This is a genomic window from Clostridium caldaquaticum (assembly GCF_023806125.1).
Classification (GTDB): domain Bacteria; phylum Bacillota; class Clostridia; order Clostridiales; family Clostridiaceae; genus Clostridium_AT; species Clostridium_AT caldaquaticum.
Map to the genome: position 1 here is coordinate 46,622 of NZ_JAMSKT010000014.1, position 17,039 is coordinate 63,660.

Sequence of the window (17,039 nt, forward strand, 5' to 3'; positions counted from 1 at the left end):
TTTGGAAGTGAAGATATATGATAGACTTTCATAGTCATATTATTCCAAGTATAGATGATGGCTCTAAAGATTTTGATATGTCTTTAGAAATGCTGAGCCTAGCAGTAAGTGAAGGTACAAAATATATATGTGCTACCTCTCATTATATACCAGGTGAGATAGAGCAGGATAGAGATTTGTATGATAAAAGACTAAGTGATTTGTCAAAGTTTTGCTTTAGGCAGAATATTGATATAAATATACTGCCTGCATTAGAGCTTTATATGCATCCAGAGCTTTCAAGGCTTTATAGGGAGAGAAAAATCTGGGGTATAAATAACACGCAATACCTTCTTATTGAGTTTCCTATGCAGCAGTTTCCTGTTTATACTGAGGATGTTTTGTACGAGCTTAGGCTGCAGGGAGCTGTGCCTGTTATAGCTCATCCTGAGAGAAATTTTAGAATAGGAAAAGACATTTCTCTTATTAGTAATTTAGTAGAGCAGGGAGCATTAGTTCAGGTTAATGCAGGAAGCTTAAGAGGTATATATGGCAAAGATATAAAAAAAGCTGCGGAAAAGCTTATAGATATGAATTTAATTCATATGGTTGGCAGCGATGCCCATGATAATAGAAGAAGAAATGCAAAGATTAAGGAAGCTTATGAAGTAATAAGAGATAAGAATAGTGAGCTTTATAACTGGCTTATAGATAACGAGAAAAATATAATTGAAGGTTTAAGCGTTGAAACTCTGCCTGTAAAATACAAAAATAAACGAAAGGGATTTTTCGGGCTATTTAAATAAATAATTGTTATTACCCTTAAAAGTTAAGAATAGTCATAACTTGCGGGGTATTTTTTATATAATAATAAAAAGTGATATTATTTAGCAGGTGATGTATGTTTTTCCATAGGTATTTAGGAGGGATAGCATGGAAATATTATTTAAAAGCAGGATTTTTAAGTTTTTTGTAACTTCAGTATTGCTAATTTCGTTAATTTTAGTGGTTGTATTTGGACAAATAAAGGTAAGGCAGAATTCTGCTAAGCTTCAGGCAGAGTTAGCTAATATGGAAGCTGATAGAAAATCTGCTACAGATAATACTTATGAACAGAAAAAAGAGGCTGCTGAAGGAGTTTCATTACCTTCTTCTGCAGAAAAAACTTATACATATAAAGGAGCAGGCAGTATAGGTCAGTTAAATATTACTAGATGGAAGGATAAAAAATGGCTGGCTCTTGGAGATAATATTACTGCTAAAAACAGTTACCAGTCCAGAGTAAAGCTGTCCTGCAGCATGGCAAACGTTACTACTGATGCTGATGCTGGGAGGCTTATGGGTGATGCAGCAAATAACATAAATTCGGATAAATTAAAAGATATTGATATTGTTACTGTTTTCGCAGGAACAAGCGATTATTCTCTTAATACTCCGCTGGGAACTATAGGGGATAATGAAAATTCTAATACTTTTTATGGCAGTGTACATAAAACTATAAAGAAAATTTTAGATTCAAAAGAAGATGTAACTATTGTATTTTTTACTCCGCTGAAAAGAGGAGCTTATAAAAATTATCCTGTTTACCCTGGTGCTAATAGTGCTGGTGTGAAATTAGAAGATTATGTACAGGCTATTAAAGATGTTTGTAAATCTTATAACATATTAGTATTAGATTTATTTAACAACAGCGGAATAAATGAAAATAATATTAAAAATTATACTATTGATAATCTGCATTTGAATGAAGCTGGTTCACAAAGGATAATCAAGCAGATTTCTGATTATTTTAAGACTATAAAATAAATTAAAGGGATGTTTTATCTGGCTTATGTTCCAGACAAAACATCCTTTTAGTTTTTTAAAACTTTATATAATTTAGCTGTTAAAAACTGTTTATAAATTTATAAAATGGCTAGAATGAAGATAATGGGTCATAGGAGTGATAACTTTTTGAGAAGAAAAAGAAAGAATGGGTTTTCAAAAGGAATAGTTTTAATAAGTTTAATTGTAATATTAAGCTTCATAGGTATATGCTATGCTTATTGGAAGGAAGATATCAATGTTTCTGCATCTATTAATACAGGTAATATGGATGTGTATTTTTTAAGTACTGCCGACGATTTAACTTATGGAAGTAATGTAAGTATAAGTTATGAAAAAGACAGCAATGTAAGTAATTCTTCAAACAATAATGTGATGAATGTAAATTTAGTAATGAAAAAAGGCGGAGAAATTAAGGTTAAGTACACTACAAGAAATGGGGGTACAGTTCCAATTATACCAAAACTATATCAAATATCAGTTACGCCTAATTCTGGCGGAGTTGGTATAGTATTTAGTCCAGGTTATTACATGTTCAAACCTGGAGCAAATGGGTGGGGAACGATGACAATAAGAGTATATAATTCTGCAAGCCTTGGTAAATATAATTTTAATATAGTGCTGCCTCATAAACAATATATAAACAGTAAAGACGGAAAATGGCAGAAAAATGTTGTTGTGAAAGGAATTGTTGAAGTTGTTGAGTAATATTAAAGCTAAATGCAGTCTGCTTAGTTTATTTTTACTTTTTATATATTTTTTTGAAAGCACTTTTTCAGGTTTATCATTAATAAGTTTTGAACTTAATTATGTTATAAAGATGATTTTATGGGGTGCTTTAGCTTTAGCAGTATATTTTTTTCCTAGAGCAAGGGTGCATGGAAAACTAAGCTTTAGAGTTAAGCTTAATTTTCTGGCTTTTAATTTTGCAGTTATATTCATAATTGTATCAGTTTTATTTGGACTGATAGATGGTTTTGGCAAAAGTCCCTATAGTCATTCATTAACAGGTATATCTATTAATTTGCTTATGTTAATTTCCATGGTAATAGCTAAAGAAGCCTTGAGAAGTTTTATAATAAACAGTCTTGCAAAAAATACAATCTATAAAACATTACTTCCTGTATCAATTTTAATGGCTTTAATAAACATACCTTTTAGCAAGTTTATTAGTCTTACAGGGTATAAAAGTATAATTCAATTTACTGCTCAATATTTTTTGCCTTCTTTTTTTCAAAGCTTAATGTCATCTTATATAGCATATTTAGGGGGAGCTTTACCATCAATCATATATATGGGTACTATACAAGTCTTTCACTGGGTATCACCTGTACTTCCAAATCTTAAGTGGATTACAACAGCGTTAGCAGGAATATTATGCCCTATGTTCAGCTTAATAACTCTTCAAAATATGTATTATAAAGAAATTAAAATGCTTAAAACTAGAGAGTACAGCAGGATAGATATATTAAAAGGAGGCATGATAAGTATTTTATGTATAGCTGCTGTGTGGTTTGCCTCAGGTGTATTTTCTATATATCCATCTGTAATAGCTACAGGCAGTATGAAACCTGTAATAGCTCCAGGAGATATAACTATAAATAAAAAAGTTGCTTCAGAAAACTTAAAGGCTGGTGATATAGTTCAATTTAAAAATGATAATATATTGGTTTCTCATAGAATTACAGGATTTGTTGAGAAAGATAATAAAATTTATTTTAAAACTAAAGGGGATAACAATTCATCAGAAGATTTAGAACTGGTGGCATCAGAGCATATAAGGGGAAAAGTTATAAAGGTAATCCCTAAAATAGGCTGGCTTACTCTTTTAATAAAAAATAAAGATGACATACCCCTTGAAAAAATACAGTTTTAATAAAAATGAGAGGAGACAATTATAGTATGAAAAATATTAAAATTATAACAATTCTGCTTACTGTTTTTATTATGTTAATGGGTGTTGGATATGCAGCATGGAATCAGGATATATCAATCGAAGCTGTTTCAGAAACTGGCACTTTTAATGTTGCTCTAGAAAATGGAACGGTTGCTGTTTATGCAGACAGTAATAATACTCCTGAAGCTATAAATCAGGGAATTACAAGAATTGCTTCAGCAACAGCTGATGGAGTTTCAGGTACAGTAAATATAACTAATCTATATCCTGGTGCTAAAGCAGTTGTAACTATACCTGTTAAAAATACGTCAACTATACCTGTAAAAATAGAAAATGTAGCTTTGCCTAGTTCTAATAGCAGCTACGATGTCAGTGTAACCTATCCTGATAATTTAGCTGCAGTAAACGGTACAGGTAATATCGTATTTACCGTTATTGTTAATGATAATGCACCAGAAAATGTTCAAGCAGCATTTAACTACTCAGCAACCTTTAAGCAGTTTAATAAATAAGTTACGATTTGTTTTCAACTGGTAAATTTTTTTACTTGAGGGTATTTTGAAATGAGAGATTTATTAGGAGTGTAATAAGTGAAAATTAAATTAAACAAAAATGTAAAAGTTATTTTAATAACTGCAAGTTCAGGTTTATTAATATTATGCTCATTTTTGCTTTATAAAGAAAATAGGGCTCCAGATTATTTAGAAAAAGTTGTTAATACATATAACAGTAAAAGCAGTGTTAATTATTCTGTAAGTTTAAAAGATAACAGTTTGTATAATAGTAAGTCTTTAGGTGAAGATAATGTGTATATAAGTTCATACGTTGATAATATAAATACATTATTTAGTTATAATCTGCAGGGGGCAGAGAATAGGGATATAAAAGGAGATTATAGGGTTATAGCAGCAGTAGAAGGATACTCTAATGAAAAAGATGAAAAAATTATATGGAGAAAAGAGTTTGAGCTCATTTCAACACAAGCAATAGAATTTAACGATAAAGGGATATCGATATCAAAGGAAGTACCTATTAATTTTGATGAATATAATAGCTTTGCAGCAAAAATCATTAATGAATTAAGGATTACGTTACCTGTTAAGCTTACTGTATCAATGGTGGTAAATTTGAAAATTAATGGAAGAGGCGAACCTGTAGAAAAAATTTTTTCCCCTTCTATTGTAATCCCGCTTAATACTCCCTATTTTCAAATTACAAAGCTTAATACAGATGAAAAGGCGGAAAAAATAGATATAGTAAATAAAGTTCCTATTGAACATAATATAAAAATAACTGCAGTTTTAATTGTTTTAGTAGTAATTTTATTTTCAGTTTTTATTTATATATTATTTTTTACTGAAACAGTATTAAAAAATAATATACAGGAGAAAAAGATTAAGAGAATTTTAAAGGAATACGGAACTAGACTGGTGGCTTTAAGTACAGAAGAAATTCAAAGTTTCAAAAACAAATATTCTGTAAGGTCAATGGAAGATTTGATTAAATTAGCGGATGAATTAAACAGACCTGTTTTTTATAATTACAGCTCTTGTAAAAACAGTATAGACAGGTTTTATGTAATAGAAAATAAGCAGCTGTATGAATATAAATTGGATTTTAATTTAGAAACCGCTAAAAGTAATATATTTATATTTAAATAGAAAGTGCCATTAAAGTGGCACTTCTATTAGTTAGTTTTTATAAAAAGGTTCTATATGAATAATGAGCTGAATATTTTTATTAATTTTTTCTTTCATTTTCTTTTCCATTTGATGTATTAAAGAATGAGATTCTTCAATATTCATTTTAGGTTCTATCATAACGTGCATATCAATATAAATATCATTTTCGCTTCCGCGGCTTCTGATTTTGTGTACATTTTTTACTTCCTGAAATTCTAATGCTATTTCTTTTATTTTTTCAGTATCAATCATAGCCTTATCAACTAAAATACTGCTGGCTCCTTTAAAAATTTCCCAGGCGGCATGAAGGACAAAAGCTGAAACAACTAAAGAAGCTATAGGATCTATTATAACAGGGAAGCCGAGTTTAATACAGGCTAAAGTAAAAAGCACACCTATAGATACAAATATATCGCTTTTTGTGTGAAGTGAATCTGAAATTAAAATATAGCTGTTTAGTTCTCTTCCTTTTTTATATTCATAATTTGAAACAAAAATATTTATACCTAAAGTAATAAGCAGTGTAACAAGGCTTTCAGAAGTAATATGAGGAGTTACAGGTGATAAAAAGCGGTAAAAGGCGTTTATTATAATTTTGCCTCCAATAAAAAATAACATTATAGCAATAAAAAGTCCTGCCAAGGTTTCAAACTTTTTATGTCCATAAGGATGCTCTTTGTCTACAGGCTTTGCTGCAAGTCTTATTCCTATTAGTCCTACTATATTTGATGAGCCGTCTGTCAAAGAGTGAAAACCGTCAGCTGTCATACTGGTACTTTTAATTATAGTACCAATTGTAATTTTTAAAAGTGCTACAGATAAATTTGCAAAAAGTATTAGCCATAAAATTTGCCTGATTTTTGTAAAAATTTTGTCATTCATTATATTTGTGTCTCCTTTATTTTTCAAATGATAATAAAAATATATGCTGAAGTTCAAACAAGTGTTACAGAAACCTATTATCAATTGATAATAATATCCATATACAATATAAAGAATATGTTAAATAAACGATTTTGTATAAATATTCAATAATTTTGCATAAAAATTATCAATTGATAAAAAACATGAATTGATTGTAACACTAAAATCACGTAAAGTAAATATATTTTTAAAATTATCAAAGAGATATTTATTATCAATTGAAAATGCATTACGCATAATTATAGATTTCATTAAGGAATTAATATCATAAATATATATAAACCTGATGCTGTAGACAAAGGGTTATTGCATAAATTGCTAAAAATAACTAAAATAGATGTATAGAGTGTTGTAAACTTATTCTTGTCAATACATATAGATATATAGGGGATAAATAAATTTCGGGAGTGTGTGCAGATGAAAAGAGATGAGTTTAATATAATGTCAAATATAAAGATAATTGAACAGCTGAAAGCAGAACTTCTTTGCATAATAGGAGATTTTTTTAAACTGCTTACAAAGGGAAGCAATGTAGCTCATGATGCTATATTAGATTGTATTTCTGGGGCAATAATAGTATTATATATACTTGCAGAAAGATTAGGTTATTCTTTTAATGCAGTAGATGAAAGCATGAAGAAAAAGTTAAAATTAGGTATAGTTGAGGAAGATAGTATAGAAAAACAGGGCAGAGATTTAAGCAGACTTTATACTCACATAAAAGAAAGAAACTAGTGGAGGATTTATGGAAAACAGGAAATATAATACAAAATCAACGGTTGAAGCTGGACTTATATCAGGTATAATTATAGTACTGATGCTTATAACAGGATATGTTCCTGTTATATCTTTCATGGGTACCCTTCTGCTGCCGATACCTGTAGCACTTTTATATATAAGGCATAGTATAAAGGTTACACTTACGGCTGTAGCAGCAAGTTTTATAATTACAGCAGTTATATTTAATCCTATAAGTGCTCTGCTTTCTGCAATTTCTTTTGCAGCAGTAGGGATTACAATGGGATATTGTATTAAAAAGGATAAGAGCTCTAATACAATAATAGCTTTACTAACAGCTGTATCTTTAGCAGTATCTATAGTAACAATTATTTTGTCTATAATGCTTATACAAAAGACAACTATTGTTCAGTTTTTTACTAAAACTATAAATGACCTTAATGAAACTATTAAAGAGTCTGTTGAAATGGCTAAAAGCTTTTATGCAAGTGCAGGTATGAGCAAAGAGCAGCTGGCACAAATAGATACAGTTTTTGGTAGTTTAAATGCAGATTTTATCGTTAATGCTTTTGGGGCAATAATGATTATGCAGGCTTTTTTTTCAGCTCTAATGAATTATATTGTAGCAAAAGCTATACTTAAAAGATTAGGTTATAATGTTAAGAGAATAGTTCCTTTTACTGAAATTTATATGCCTAATGTAACAGGAATGCTTTTTATTCTTCCCACTATTGTTGGAATGCTTATTCAAAGAAAAAATCCAGCTATAGGAAAGCCTGTTTTGGTTTCCGGGCAGTATTTAATGAGTTATGCATTTATGTTGATAGGACTTTCTGTAGTTACATATTTTCTTAAAAATAGATTTAACTTAAGAAAAGGTGTAATGGTTTTGATAATATTATTTACAATATTCAATCCATTATTTATGAATATATACATATTCATAGGATTAGCTGATATGTTGTTTGATTTTAGAAAAATAAATCCGCACAGAATTCCAATAAGATAGCTGGAGGCTTTATAATGGATAATAAATATAAAAATTTCAGTACCAGCAACGCTCTTTATATGATAATAATAGCTTTAGCCATTGTTGTTATGTTTTTATACGGTCATTTTATCATAGGTTTTATTGCCCTAGCTGTATATGCTGTCCTTTTAGTTTATAATATAGATAGGTCAAGAGTAAAAAAGGATGAATGGAAAAAGTTTATTGAGGATTTTTCATCACAATTAGATATTGCAACCAGAAGCACTCTTATTAAGCTGCCTTTTCCTCTCATTATAGTAGGAGACAATGGAAACATTGTATGGTATAATCAAAATGCTTCTGCTATGCTTGAAGGTGAAAGTGTTCTTGGATTTAATATAACTACATTAATAAGCGACTTTAATATTAAGCAGGTTTTAAATGAAAAGAAAAATGGTTATAAACATATAAACATAAAGAATAAATATTATGATATATTTACAAGCATAGTAAATACTTCTGAAAATAAGAGTAAAAAAGACAGAATAGTGCTTTTATACTTTTATGACGTAACAGAGCAGGTAAATATACAAAAAGAGATAGATGATAACAAAACCTCAGTAATGCTTATAGAGGTGGATAATTTAGATGATGTTGTAAAATCTACAGAAGAAGATAAGAGGCCCCATTTGATTGCTGATATTGAGAGGACTTTAAACAATTATGGTCAGAGTCTTAATGCTATTTTTAAAAAGTATTCAAGCAGCAAGTATATATTAGTAACTCAGGACAAGTTCATTCAAAGTGAGATGGAAAAGAAATTTGATATACTTGATACTGTAAGAGAGATAAATCAAGGCAACACTTTAGCTGTTACTTTAAGTATAGGGGTAGGAAGGGAAGGGAGTACAGCATTTGAAAATAATGATTTTGCTGTAACTGCTAAAGAACTGGCTCTAGGTCGAGGGGGCGATCAGGTAGTTGTAAAATCTGGAGAAAAGTTCTCTTTTTATGGGGGAAAAACTAAAGAAGTTGAAAAGAGAACTAAGGTTAGAGCAAGAGTTATTGCGCATGCTTTAGTAGATTTAATAAATGGAAGCAGAAATGTATTTGTAATGGGACATAAAAACCCAGATACAGATTGTTTAGGTGCTGCCATAGGAATAAACAGTGCTGTGAAACTTTTAAATAAGCCTTGTTATATAATTTTGGAAGGTAAAATTTCAGCAGTAAAAGGTATGCTTGAAAAATTCAAAGATGATGCGGATTATGCTGATACCTTTGTAAGTAGTGAAGATTGCAGACAAAACTTAAGCGAAGATAGTTTACTTATTATAGTAGACGTCCATAATAAAGGATATATTCTTGATGCTGAGCTTGCAAAGGAATTTAAAAAAGTAGTAATTATCGATCACCATAGAAGGCTTGCTGATGTAGTTGAGGGGGCACTGCTTACTTATATAGAGACATATGCTTCATCAACTTCAGAGCTTGTTACAGAAATGCTTCCTTATATGGTTGAGAATCCTAAAATAAAGCCTGTTGAAGCTGAAGCTCTTCTTGCAGGTATCTGTGTAGATACAAAGAATTTTTACTTTAAAACAGGAGTAAGAACCTTTGAAGCTGCAGGATTTTTAAGAAAACTTGGTGCAGACACCATTGATATAAAGAAGATGTTTACGGAAAATCTGGATACTTATCTCAAAAAAGCTGAAATAATTAAGTCAGCAGAGGTAGTAAATGGCATAGCTATAGCCACCTGCCCGCCTGAAATAGAAGATACTGTATTGGCTGCACAAGCAGCGGACGAACTGCTAAATATTACAGGTATTCAAGCATCATTTGTTTTTGTTAAAATAGATGATGAAATATTTATAAGCGGTAGGTCCCTAAGTGATGTCAATGTACAGTTAATTCTGGAATCCCTAGGGGGAGGAGGGCACATGAATATAGCTGGTGCTAAACTAGATGGCTTGTCTTTAGAAGAGGCTGCAGAAAAACTAAAAGATGCTATTGACAAATACTTAAGGGAAGGTGAAAAATAATGAAAGTTATATTATTAGCTGATGTTAAAGGAATAGGTAAGAAAGGTGAGGTTGTAAATGCTTCTGATGGATATGCAAGAAACTTTTTATTTCCTAGGAAACTTGCACAAGAAGCTACAGAAGCCAATTTGAATGTTTTAAATCAAAAGAAGGAAGCTGAAAGAAGAAAAAAATTAGCTGAAACAGAAGCAGCTCAAAAGCTGGCTGATGAACTTAAAGGAAAAGAAGTTAAAATAATGGCTAAGTCAGGAGAAAATGGAAGGCTTTTCGGCTCTATAACAAGTAAGGATATAGCAGATGTAATAAATGCTAAGTATAAAGTAAATATTGATAAGAAAAAAGTAATTGTAGATGCTATAAGAACTCTTGGAACTTATGAGGTTGAAGTGAAGCTTTATCCTGAAGTGTCTACAAAGCTTAAGGTTGTTATAGCTGAGCAAAAGTAAACTTACTTCACTCCTGAAACTAGTTGTACTAGAGGGGGAAAACCAATGAAATCACATTTTGAAATAGATACTAGTTTCAATGAAGAAAAATTAAAAAGTATACCTATAGAATCTCAAATAGATGTATTATTTCAGGTTATCAATAAAGTGCTTGATGAGGGTGCTGTAAGGGCAAGAATTGCTAAATTTAAGCTTCAAAAGCATATTCACAGCGGTGATATATATAGAAGAATTTATGCATTAAATAAAATAGTCAGCGATGGAAAAGGCATATCTACTATTCCAAGTGAAAGCAATATTCATGAAATTCTTGCTGATACAAACAAATGGATTGCTGAAGCTGTTGCTAGAAGACATGTGCAGAATGAAATAGAAAAAGAAGTTGAGAGAGCACTTATTCAAAGACAGGATAAATATATTGAGGAAATCAGGCTTAACATTGTTAAAAAGCAAAAAGGACCTGAAAATGCAAAAACACTAAAAAAATATGCTCAGCTTGAAGTGCTTGATTCTAAAAAGCTTACTAAGAGTATTCAGTCTCTTTTAAGACCAGATTGTTTTGAGGAAATAGTAGGACAAGAAAGAGCTATTAAGTCTCTTTTATCAAAGATGGCTTCACCTTATCCTCAGCATATTATACTTTATGGTCCTCCTGGGGTAGGAAAAACTACTGCAGCAAGACTTGCACTTGAGGAGGCAAAAAAACTAAAGCATACTCCTTTTAAGGAAGATGCTAAATTTGTTGAGGTAGATGGAACTACATTAAGATGGGATCCAAGAGAGATAACAAATCCTCTTTTAGGTTCAGTTCATGATCCTATTTACCAGGGAAGCAAGAGGGATTTGGCTGAAGTAGGAGTACCAGAGCCAAAACCAGGACTTGTTACAGAGGCTCACGGTGGAGTTTTATTTATAGATGAAATTGGGGAGCTTGATGAAATTCTTCAAAACAAACTATTAAAAGTATTGGAAGACAAGAGAGTTGAGTTTTCATCTTCTTATTATGATCCAGATGATGAAGGAACTCCAAAATATATAAAGTATCTTTTTGAAAAAGGTGCACCAGCAGATTTTGTTCTTATTGGTGCTACAACAAGAGAGCCGAGTGAAATTAATCCAGCTCTTCGTTCAAGATGTACTGAAGTTTATTTTGAGCCATTATCTTCAAAGGAAATAGAAAGAATTGTAGAAAATGCAGCAAACAAGCTTAATATAGAGTTAGAAGCTGGGGTAGCTGAGATGATAAGCAGATACACCATAGAGGGAAGAAAAGCTGTAAATATTTTAGCTGATGTCTATAGTTATGTTTTATATAACAAAAATAAAGGTGAAAAAATAAAGCTGACTATTAATGATGTTAAGGAAGTAGCAGCTATAAGCAGACTAACTCCTTATGAAGAAGTCGGCAAAGAAAATGAGAAGGAAGTAGGACATGTATATGGCTTGGGGGTAAGCGGATATATAGGTTCAACTATTGAAATAGAAGCGGCAGTATTTGAAGCAAAGGAAAAAGGCAGCGGTCAGGTCAGATTTAATGATACTGCAGGAAGTATGGCGAAGGATTCCGTATTTAATGCTGCTTCAGTTATTAGAAAGATAACAGATAAAGATATAAAAGATTACGATATACATGTAAATGTTATAGGCGGTGGAAATATTGATGGTCCATCTGCTGGTGCGGCTATAACTGTTTGTATCATAAGTGCTCTTTTAAACAAACCTTTAAGACAGGATGTTGCAATTACTGGTGAAATATCCTTAAGAGGAAAGATTAAGCCTGTTGGCGGGATTTTTGAAAAAGTGTATGGAGCAAGAAGAAAAGGAATCAGGCTTGTAATTGTGCCTAAGGATAATTTGAAAGAAGTTCCCAAAGGACTTACTGATATTGAAGTTAAAGCTGTAGAAACTATTGAAGAATTAATGGAATTGGTTTTTTAATTAACTTGTTATAGTTAAAGGGAGGCACTTAAAAGTATGGATACTACACCTCTTAGAAGTTTACCTCACAATATAGAAGCTGAACAATGGGTTTTAGGTTCCATGCTTAAAGAAAAAACTTCCATAGCACAGGCTGTGGAAGTTTTAAAAAGTGAGGATTTTTATAGAGATGCTCATAAAATACTCTTTAATACAATGCTTGATTTGTTTCAAAAAGATACTCCTGTAGATATGGTTACTCTTGCTAATGAGCTAGCTTCTTCTCAAAAGCTTGAAGCAGTTGGAGGAGTAACTTATATAAGTGAAATATATTCTACAGCAATTTCTACAGCAAATGTAAGCTCCTACATAAGAATAGTTTCCGAAAAAGCTATGCTTAGAAAGCTTATAAGGGCTTCTACGGAAATAATTGAGGACAGTTACAATAAGCAGGATAATGTAGAAGGAGTTTTAGACTCTGCAGAGCAGAAAATATTTAATATTGCAGATAAGAGAAATACAGCAGATTTCGAGCCCATGAGTGTAGTGCTTGAAAGAGGTTTTTTAGAGATAGAAAGGCTTTTTAATAACAAAGGACAGATTACAGGAGTTCCTTCCGGTTTTCCTGATTTAGATGCTAAAACTTCCGGTTTTCAAAAGGGGGATATGGTACTTATAGCTGCAAGACCATCCATGGGAAAAACTACTTTTGCTTTAAACCTTGCTCAGCATGCAGCCTTAAGAGCAGGGAAAAGCATAGCTATCTTTTCCTTGGAAATGTCAAAAGAACAGCTTGCTTATAAGCTTCTCTGTGCTGAAGCTAATGTAGATATGCTTAAGTTAAGAACAGGTAACCTAGACGACAAAGACTGGGAAAACATAGCTAAAGCTTCAGGACCTCTTGCAGCAGCTAAAATATTTATAGATGATACTGCTGGTGTTTCAGTAATGGAAATGCGTTCAAAGTGCAGAAGATTAAAGCTTGAACATGGTATAGATATGATACTTATAGATTACCTTCAGCTTATGAGCGGAAGCAATTCTGAAAGCAGGCAGCAGGAAGTTTCTGAAATATCACGTTCTATAAAAGCACTGGCAAAAGAAATGCAGTGTCCGGTTATAGCACTATCACAGCTGTCTCGTGCTCCAGAGCAAAGAGCAGACCACAGACCAATGCTTTCAGACCTTAGAGAGTCAGGTTCCATTGAGCAGGACGCTGACCTTGTAATGTTTTTATACAGAGATGAATACTATAATAAAGAAACAGAAGAAAAAAACGTAGCAGAATGTATTATAGCAAAACAAAGAAACGGTCCTACAGGAACTGTTAAGCTTGCATGGCTTGGACAATACAGTAAGTTTGGAAGTCTTGATACTGTGCATCGTGAAGAATATTAAGTGTTGGACACATTGAAGATTTATTAAATCTTTTATGTGTTCATTTTTTAAATATCTTGAAAATTTTCGAAACAGATGGTAATATTTAGCTATAGATATTATGCTCCTGTAGCTCAGCTGGCAGAGCAACTGATTCGTAATCAGTAGGTCGTGGGTTCAAGTCCCATCGGGAGCTCCAATTTTTCTAAATATTTTATAAAACTTAGTCATAGTAACCCATTTTCCTTCATATATTCATAAGTAGGAGGTGGGTTTTTATGTATAGAACGAGGATTTGTAATAAGTGTGATAATAATAAGTTTTTAGTTGTTCCAGATGGTGTTTCATTTAAGGTTGAATGTTCGCATTGTCATGATGTAAAGGAAACTTTTCAACTAGATGGAAAAATGGTAGTTCCTGAATGCGATAAATGCGGCTGCAGTTTATTCAAGTTTAGAGAAAAAGAGAAGGAAAACTCCATTGAGATAGATTTTGTATGTGCAGAATGTGGAGAACGTGCTTCTTACATATACATTGACGATGAAGGCAGGGAAGTTACCCTTGAAAAAAGAACTTTGCTGGATATGAAAAAATTTATATTAAATATTAACGACAGATTGTATAATATTGAATTTGGAGTGAGCGGCTTAAGGGCTTTAGAGTATGAAACTATGGATTTAGATGAATTAAACAGCACTTTAAACAGAATAACAGATGAGTTAAATTCAATAAAAAATGAAATCGAAGTTATAGATATGAGAATTAAAAAATTAAATATTTAATTAAAAAGCTGCAGGGGATATCCCCTGCAGTTTAGCGGTTATAAACAGATTCAGCAATGTTCATTGCATGGTCTCCAACTCTTTCAAAATTGCTTATCATATCAAGGAAAACTGTACCGCTGTGAGCGTTGCAGATTCCAGTATGAAGTCTTCTTATGTGAGTTGTACGCAGCTGTTTTTCAAGATTATCAATTTTTTCTTCTATATTAAGAACGCTTTGAGCTTTATTTGGATCATTATGTTCAAAACTTTCAATACTTGTGTTTAATGCTTCTAAAGTATAGTTATAAATATGGTCTAATTCAGAAAGTGCTTCCTGAGAAAAGATGAGCTTAGATGAAATTTTTTCATAAGCAAGCTCTGATAAGTTTTCTGCATGGTCTCCTATTCTTTCTATGTCATTTACTACATGGAACATAGAAGTTACAATTTCAGATTGCTCAGCAGACAGCTCCTTATTTGAAAGTTTTGCTAAGAAGGAAACTATTTCTTTTTCTAAAAGATTAATAAGCCCCTCATTTTCAACTACTTTTTCAACTAGCTTTTCATCATTTTTTCTAAAGGCATCCATAGAAAGTTCTAAATTTTCTTTTGCTTTGTTTGCCATTCGTATTATTTCTTTAACTACCTGCCCAACAGCAATTACTGGAGTTTCAAGAAGTCTTTCATCAAGATATTTCGGCCCCATTTTTTCTTTAACATCGCTGCCTGGTATAATTTTGTTAACCATAAGAACTAAGTACTTAATAAAAGATGCCTGAATAAATACGTTAGTTACATTAAATAAAGTATGAGCATTTGCAATCTGTCTTGCAGTATCTCCAGGGCTTATGTATTTTATTAAAGCAGTATATGGTACTAATAACAATGTGAAAATAATTGTACCTATTGTATTGAAGCTTAAGTGGATTAATGCTGCTTTTCTTGCAGTCTTATTTGTTCCTATACTAGCTAACATAGCTGTTACACATGTTCCAATATTGTCTCCAAATAGTATTGGAAGTGCTACCTCAATTGGAAGTGTTCCCGTTGAAGCAATAGCAATTAAAATTCCTATGGTAGCAGATGAGCTTTGTACTACTGCAGTCATGCCCATACCAACCAGAATTCCAAGGAAAGGGTTATGACTTAAAGTAGTTATTAAGTTTTTAAACTCATCCATTTTAGTCAATGGTTTCATGGAACTTTCCATGATTTGCATTCCCATAAATAATATACCGAAACCTAAAACTATATCTCCTATTTGCTTAAGTTTCTTTCCTTTTGAGAACAAAACAATAGCTGTACCGATTCCAACAAATATTGGGGCAGCTTTTGTAAGTTTAAAAGCAACTAATTGACCTGTAACTGTAGTACCAATATTGGCACCCATAATTACACCAGCAGCCTGATACAGATTCATAAGTCCTGCATTAACAAAACCAACTACCATTACTGTAGTTGCGCTGCTGCTTTGGATAATTCCTGTAACAATAGTACCAACCAAAATTCCTTTTACAGGGTTTGAAGTTATTTTTTCAAAAAACACTTTAAGTTTATCCCCTGCAGAATTTTCTAGACCTTCACCCATCATCTTCATTCCATAAAGGAATAAACCTAATCCGCCAATAAGACCGAAAATCATTGATGTAATATCCATACATTTCCTCCGTTATTATATAAAATAATAGTACGCCTACAAAATATATCATACTATGACAAATTAATATTGTTAAGTGCATTTCACTGAAATTTAACATAGATTTAACATAAATAACATTTGATAAAAAAATAAGCTGTTTCAAAAATGAAACAACTTATTTTTGTTATAATTTTTCTCTGGTTTTCAGCTCTTGAATATAACTTTTTATTTTTAAGTGCCACTTATTATAAAGCTTAGGCTCAGTTTCTTTTAACACTTCCATAAAAATATCTAAAACATTTAATTTATAAAGTCCTTTTGAAAGATGCCTTGGAAAATCTCTTTTTTTAGAGTAAAATTTTTGAGGGTCAATAATTTTTATCTTTCCATCAGGCTCTACAAAAACATCTTTGCATCTAACATCAATTTTTTTAAACTTAAGTCTTTCAAACTCTTTCAGCATAGTTATTAAATCTAAAGCAAGTTTTCTGCTTAATCCATTTATCTTTATGTATTTTTTTAAAGGAAGTCCATCAACATAATCTCTTATCATATAATTTCCCCCAGTTTCGTAAATTCGAGGGAAATACTTATTTCCGTTTACCTTTTTAAGTATATATGCTTCATTATAAAAATCCTTCATAACAAAACATATTTTTATAACTTTATTATCAGGTAGAAGATAAACTATACCGTTATGTCCTTTGCCTAGAAAACTGCACTTAAAAAGATCAATATCAGGGTATTTTGTATCTTCACATTTATGCTTGTGCTTACCCATATATACACCGAAAACATTGCTTTATATTATAATATGAGTAGTATACATTATATGTT

Annotated in this window: 16 protein-coding genes and 1 tRNA gene; 14 read left to right on the forward strand and 3 right to left on the reverse strand. The window is 31.6% G+C overall.

Annotation, left to right across the window (positions count from 1 at the left end):
- Positions 1–17: 17 nt before the first annotated feature.
- The 6 genes from M2651_RS10170 (at position 18) to M2651_RS10195 (ending at position 5,361) form a co-directional block, all read left to right on the forward strand.
- Positions 18–785, forward strand: a complete 768-nt coding sequence (locus M2651_RS10170) for a tyrosine-protein phosphatase (protein WP_252132239.1) — start codon at positions 18–20, stop codon at positions 783–785.
- A 127-nt stretch (positions 786–912) separates the two neighbouring features.
- Entirely contained in the window at positions 913–1,785 is an 873-nt protein-coding gene (locus tag M2651_RS10175) for an SGNH/GDSL hydrolase family protein (protein ID WP_252132240.1), read from the forward strand.
- Between the two features lie 147 nt (positions 1,786–1,932).
- The gene (locus M2651_RS10180; RefSeq protein WP_252132241.1) at positions 1,933–2,511 is read left to right on the forward strand and encodes a hypothetical protein; all 579 of its coding nucleotides are present in this window, start codon (positions 1,933–1,935) and stop codon (positions 2,509–2,511) included.
- Positions 2,501–3,679, forward strand: coding sequence for a signal peptidase I (locus M2651_RS10185; RefSeq protein ID WP_252132242.1), 1,179 nt, complete (start codon positions 2,501–2,503; stop codon positions 3,677–3,679). Before M2651_RS10180 ends, M2651_RS10185 begins: the two co-directional genes overlap by 11 nt.
- 26 nt (positions 3,680–3,705) lie before the next feature.
- Positions 3,706–4,212 carry a hypothetical protein gene (locus M2651_RS10190; RefSeq protein WP_252132243.1) on the forward strand — a complete coding sequence of 169 codons (507 nt, stop codon included), beginning with the start codon at positions 3,706–3,708 and terminating at the stop codon, positions 4,210–4,212.
- A 78-nt stretch (positions 4,213–4,290) separates the two neighbouring features.
- Positions 4,291–5,361 (forward strand): DUF5305 family protein, encoded by a 1,071-nt coding sequence (locus M2651_RS10195; RefSeq protein WP_252132244.1) that lies wholly within the window; start codon positions 4,291–4,293, stop codon positions 5,359–5,361.
- A gap of 30 nt (positions 5,362–5,391) precedes the next feature.
- Here the strand turns inward: M2651_RS10195 and M2651_RS10200 are convergent, their stop codons facing one another.
- Complete coding sequence (locus M2651_RS10200; RefSeq protein ID WP_252132245.1) at positions 5,392–6,264, reverse strand: cation diffusion facilitator family transporter; 873 nt, start codon at positions 6,262–6,264, stop codon at positions 5,392–5,394.
- 459 nt (positions 6,265–6,723) lie between these two features.
- Between M2651_RS10200 and M2651_RS10205 the strand changes: the two genes are divergently transcribed.
- From M2651_RS10205 to M2651_RS10240, 8 genes are all read left to right on the forward strand, one after another.
- A complete protein-coding gene (locus M2651_RS10205) occupies positions 6,724–7,041 on the forward strand; it encodes a MazG-like family protein (protein ID WP_252132246.1) in 318 nt (105 codons plus the stop codon).
- Positions 7,042–7,051: 10 nt separating this feature from the next.
- The gene (locus tag M2651_RS10210) at positions 7,052–8,053 is read left to right on the forward strand and encodes a YybS family protein (RefSeq protein ID WP_252132247.1); all 1,002 of its coding nucleotides are present in this window, start codon (positions 7,052–7,054) and stop codon (positions 8,051–8,053) included.
- A gap of 14 nt (positions 8,054–8,067) precedes the next feature.
- On the forward strand, positions 8,068–10,059 hold the full coding sequence (locus tag M2651_RS10215) for a DHH family phosphoesterase (RefSeq protein WP_252132248.1): 1,992 nt from the start codon (positions 8,068–8,070) through the stop codon (positions 10,057–10,059).
- Complete coding sequence (gene rplI / locus M2651_RS10220) at positions 10,059–10,505, forward strand: 50S ribosomal protein L9 (protein WP_252132249.1); 447 nt, start codon at positions 10,059–10,061, stop codon at positions 10,503–10,505. The genes M2651_RS10215 and rplI overlap by 1 nt, the downstream gene beginning before the upstream one ends.
- 45 nt (positions 10,506–10,550) lie before the next feature.
- Positions 10,551–12,443 (forward strand): Lon family ATP-dependent protease, encoded by a 1,893-nt coding sequence (lonC, locus tag M2651_RS10225; RefSeq protein WP_252132250.1) that lies wholly within the window; start codon positions 10,551–10,553, stop codon positions 12,441–12,443.
- 36 nt (positions 12,444–12,479) lie between these two features.
- The gene (locus M2651_RS10230; protein WP_252132251.1) at positions 12,480–13,820 is read left to right on the forward strand and encodes a replicative DNA helicase; all 1,341 of its coding nucleotides are present in this window, start codon (positions 12,480–12,482) and stop codon (positions 13,818–13,820) included.
- A gap of 102 nt (positions 13,821–13,922) precedes the next feature.
- Positions 13,923–13,998 (forward strand) — tRNA-Thr (locus tag M2651_RS10235).
- Positions 13,999–14,077: 79 nt separating this feature from the next.
- Positions 14,078–14,581, forward strand: a complete 504-nt coding sequence (locus tag M2651_RS10240; protein WP_252132252.1) for a hypothetical protein — start codon at positions 14,078–14,080, stop codon at positions 14,579–14,581.
- Between the two features lie 31 nt (positions 14,582–14,612).
- Here the strand turns inward: M2651_RS10240 and M2651_RS10245 are convergent, their stop codons facing one another.
- Both M2651_RS10245 and M2651_RS10250 read right to left on the reverse strand, forming a co-directional pair.
- Entirely contained in the window at positions 14,613–16,220 is a 1,608-nt protein-coding gene (locus M2651_RS10245; RefSeq protein ID WP_252132253.1) for a Na/Pi cotransporter family protein, read from the reverse strand.
- A 166-nt stretch (positions 16,221–16,386) separates the two neighbouring features.
- Positions 16,387–16,983: a protein kinase gene (locus tag M2651_RS10250; RefSeq protein ID WP_252132254.1), complete on the reverse strand. Its 597-nt coding sequence runs from the start codon at positions 16,981–16,983 to the stop codon at positions 16,387–16,389.
- Between the last annotated feature and the right edge of the window lie 56 nt (positions 16,984–17,039).

Excerpts from the sequence above, each read along its gene's own strand:
- M2651_RS10170 (WP_252132239.1), top strand. The coding sequence starts at position 18 with ATGATAGACTTTCATAGTCATATTATTCCAAGTATAGATGATGGCTCT.
- M2651_RS10175 (WP_252132240.1), top strand. The coding sequence starts at position 913 with ATGGAAATATTATTTAAAAGCAGGATTTTTAAGTTTTTTGTAACTTCA.
- M2651_RS10190 (WP_252132243.1), top strand. The coding sequence starts at position 3,706 with ATGAAAAATATTAAAATTATAACAATTCTGCTTACTGTTTTTATTATG.
- M2651_RS10200 (WP_252132245.1), bottom strand. The coding sequence starts at position 6,264 with ATGAATGACAAAATTTTTACAAAAATCAGGCAAATTTTATGGCTAATA.
- M2651_RS10205 (WP_252132246.1), top strand. The coding sequence starts at position 6,724 with ATGAAAAGAGATGAGTTTAATATAATGTCAAATATAAAGATAATTGAA.
- M2651_RS10210 (WP_252132247.1), top strand. The coding sequence starts at position 7,052 with ATGGAAAACAGGAAATATAATACAAAATCAACGGTTGAAGCTGGACTT.
- M2651_RS10215 (WP_252132248.1), top strand. The coding sequence starts at position 8,068 with ATGGATAATAAATATAAAAATTTCAGTACCAGCAACGCTCTTTATATG.
- rplI (WP_252132249.1), top strand. The coding sequence starts at position 10,059 with ATGAAAGTTATATTATTAGCTGATGTTAAAGGAATAGGTAAGAAAGGT.
- lonC (WP_252132250.1), top strand. The coding sequence starts at position 10,551 with ATGAAATCACATTTTGAAATAGATACTAGTTTCAATGAAGAAAAATTA.
- M2651_RS10230 (WP_252132251.1), top strand. The coding sequence starts at position 12,480 with ATGGATACTACACCTCTTAGAAGTTTACCTCACAATATAGAAGCTGAA.
- M2651_RS10240 (WP_252132252.1), top strand. The coding sequence starts at position 14,078 with ATGTATAGAACGAGGATTTGTAATAAGTGTGATAATAATAAGTTTTTA.
- M2651_RS10245 (WP_252132253.1), bottom strand. The coding sequence starts at position 16,220 with ATGGATATTACATCAATGATTTTCGGTCTTATTGGCGGATTAGGTTTA.
- M2651_RS10250 (WP_252132254.1), bottom strand. The coding sequence starts at position 16,983 with ATGGGTAAGCACAAGCATAAATGTGAAGATACAAAATACCCTGATATT.